This window comes from uncultured Gimesia sp., assembly GCF_937910335.1.
Classification (GTDB): Bacteria; Planctomycetota; Planctomycetia; order Planctomycetales; family Planctomycetaceae; genus Gimesia.
In genome coordinates this window covers 1-2,852 of the sequence record NZ_CALEMX010000154.1, presented here as the reverse complement: position 1 = coordinate 2,852, position 2,852 = coordinate 1, and the positions used below count along the sequence as shown (strand labels likewise).

Here is a 2,852-nt window from a genome sequence, read left to right as displayed (position 1 = left end):
CCGGTTCGGAGGGAGGGGGGACCGGGAACAACCGGTCCTTCCTACCCCTATCTTATTACTTGAGGTTGGACTTGTATGATTGGCTTGCTCTCGATTTTTATTCTGTTTTTGTTGTCAACGGCGGCTGGTGCCGAGCCGCTCAGATACTTTTTACCGGGGGCTGGTTTTGTGTTGCTTTGTTTGAATGTGAATCATTTTGTGGAAGGGCGTGCGGATGTCAAGATTGTTTTGTTACGCGATGGGTGGTTAATGGCCGGCGTTACGTGTCCATATGCGGTAGATACGCGACCGAAGGCTGTCGATAAGTGGTGCTCATTGGGAACGTCTTCAAGAGACGTTGAGATCCATTTTTCTGAAACGAGGGACTTTTCTAGTGCAGAATTTGAACGCCTGTGATTTTATTCGGTGGATGTCTGTCTCACTCGCGCGCGACGCGTAAAAACGCATAATCGCGAAGGGCAAGCGGTCGTCAAGTTCAGTTTTTTCACTGGTGGAAAGGGCAGCGAAATCAGTGAGCGGGTGCCTGTAGAAATTGCAGAGTGGAAAGTGATGCTGTTTCATTTTTCAACAGCTTGGCGTATTTCACAACACCTGGCTGTAGGGAGAGCACATTTTACGAGATAGATCCCGAGAAATTAACAATTCATAAGTGATATTATCATTACACTTTAGAGATACGATCGTGATGATTTGTTGATTAGGTGGAAATGTTGAGTATCGATGTCTTCATTGGCACATAAATTGCCGATAGATATAAGTGCACTGAATTGAAAACGAATTACGAATTTTCTTTTTGGACTCTGTTAATTTTCATATTTGCTTTGATTTCCTGATCGAAAGGGAGAAATCATGTCGTCGGTTCAACTGGGGGGAATCCTCCAGGTTTATCATGCAGGGCCACTTTGTGTGGCGGGATTTGGTGGTAGAGACATTGTTGATACTTACAGTGTCAATGATGTTCGGAATGAATTGCTCGAAATGGTTAAAACCAACAACTGTGAAACTCTCGCCATTGATTTAACGGGCGTCAAACTGCTTCCTAGTGGTATGCTTGGTCTGCTGGCTTCGATGAGAGATCTCGATCTTGAGATCCATCTCTATAATCCCTCTGATGATATTCGGGAGGTGTTGGAGATTACCAAACTGAATCAATTTATGCAGTTGCATGATGTGGAAATTCCCTATTAAAAAAATAGCCGAATCAGAGATTCAAGCGAGAGTCGATACCATCGGCTTTCGCTTTTTTAATTGCCAGCTAGACGGACAGCTTCCCAAATGCGAGTCGAATCAGTAATCTGGAAAGAGACGTTTTTCATTCTATTCTCTCGAACTTATCACGGTTGGAAGCATGTCTCAAATCAATGCCAAACGTTGGCGCGCTGTTGAAAATCTGGTTGATCATTTTTGTGATTCGAAGCAAGTGCCTGCGGTTGCCTTGCAGGTGAGTGTAGCTGATGAGACTCGAAGTTATTTTAAAGGACGTCAGAGAATCAGCGATGATGAAAACACGTTGCTTCAGGATGCTCTATTTTTAATCGCATCGATTACGAAGCCGATTGTTGTGATGGGCGTCCTCAAATTGTTAGAGGATGGGGAATTACTTCTGGGAGATCGGGTGAAACAATACTTGCCCGAATTTGGTTGTGCGGGAAAACATGGAATCACCCTGCGGCATCTGATGACTCATACTTCCGGTCTACCTGATATGCTGCCAAATAATCGAGAACTTCGTTCCGCTAATGCACCGCTTTCCGAATTTGTCAAACAGATTTGTGAACTTCAGCCGGATGAACCGCCGGGACGAATTGTGCAATATCAGAGTACGGGGGTTGCCATTCTCAGCGAAGTCATTCAGCGGATCACCGGTCAGTCTTGTGCCGAGTATTTGAAGCAGGTTCTGTTTGCACCATTGGGAATGACGGATACGGTGCTGGGCGTTCCGGATGATTGGTATCGCGGCGATGAACCAAAGGTAAACCGCATCGTTGAACTTCGGATTCCGGAGGAGCTGGATATAGAACCTCATTGGGATTGGAACAGTTCTTACTGGCGAGGATTTGGGGCACCCTGGGGAGGGTTGTTGACGACACCTGCTGATTTGGGGAAGCTGGTCCAGATGTTGCGGCAGGGAGGAGTTTTTGAAGGTCAGCAAATATTATCTATTAGGATGATACAAGAGGCGACGCGCGATCAGCTGAAGAAAATTGCTGGTTTATCTGTGGCTGCTCGAGAAGGAAAAGGTTGGGGCCTGGGTTGGCAGATTGTGACGGGGGCGAACAGTGATTATTTTGGAGACTTACTGTCTTGTGGTTCGTACGGACATGGTGGTGCCACTGGAACACTGTTATGGGTTGATCCGGAACTCGATGCCTCTGCCATCATCCTGACGACCGAACCTCAGGAGCCACGAGGGCAATTTCTAGCCCGGATCACTAATACAATCGTTTCTGCCATTGAGGTGTAGAAAATCGGCCATCGATGTTCTGTGTTCATCTTGCCTTCCATTTTTTATTCTGACTATAATTTGGGAACTCTGCCGAGCGTGTTGTATGTTTCGTATATCACAATGTTGTTTTGTATGACAATTGATCATGAATCCAGAAGTTGCCGGTATCCTGACGCTTGTTTTTTACGCGTTCATCGCGTTATCGATCATTGTCTATCAGGCTGTCAAACTTCCTGATGGCTGGCGCGCCTGGATTTTGTTTGTGATTGCGCGTGTGTATGGTCCTGGTCTCTGGGGAATCAAAGCCAATCGACGGTGTCCTTTTCCGGGAGACTCTGCTGCGATTATTATTGCCAACCATCGGAGTCCAGCCGACCCATTGATTTTGTGGTGTAACTCCCATTTG

The 2,852-nt window shown here is 46.3% G+C and carries 4 protein-coding genes; all 4 read left to right on the top strand.

Annotation, left to right across the window (positions count from 1 at the left end):
- Window positions 1-75 precede the first annotated feature (75 nt).
- Complete coding sequence (locus Q0668_RS06210) at window positions 76-396, top strand: hypothetical protein (RefSeq protein WP_298861423.1); 321 nt, start codon at window positions 76-78, stop codon at window positions 394-396.
- A gap of 453 nt (window positions 397-849) precedes the next feature.
- Entirely contained in the window at window positions 850-1,188 is a 339-nt protein-coding gene (locus Q0668_RS06205; RefSeq protein WP_298861420.1) for an STAS domain-containing protein, read from the top strand.
- A 160-nt stretch (window positions 1,189-1,348) separates the two neighbouring features.
- On the top strand, window positions 1,349-2,464 hold the full coding sequence (locus tag Q0668_RS06200; protein ID WP_298861417.1) for a serine hydrolase domain-containing protein: 1,116 nt from the start codon (window positions 1,349-1,351) through the stop codon (window positions 2,462-2,464).
- A gap of 127 nt (window positions 2,465-2,591) precedes the next feature.
- The coding region (locus Q0668_RS06195; protein WP_298861414.1) for a 1-acyl-sn-glycerol-3-phosphate acyltransferase at window positions 2,592-2,852 on the top strand (261 nt) is incomplete at its 3' end.

What these genes read in the sequence shown, in the direction of transcription:
- Q0668_RS06200 (WP_298861417.1), top strand. Translation starts at nt 1,349, where the DNA reads ATGTCTCAAATCAATGCCAAACGTTGGCGCGCTGTTGAAAATCTGGTT.
- Q0668_RS06205 (WP_298861420.1), top strand. Translation starts at nt 850, where the DNA reads ATGTCGTCGGTTCAACTGGGGGGAATCCTCCAGGTTTATCATGCAGGG.
- Q0668_RS06210 (WP_298861423.1), top strand. Translation starts at nt 76, where the DNA reads ATGATTGGCTTGCTCTCGATTTTTATTCTGTTTTTGTTGTCAACGGCG.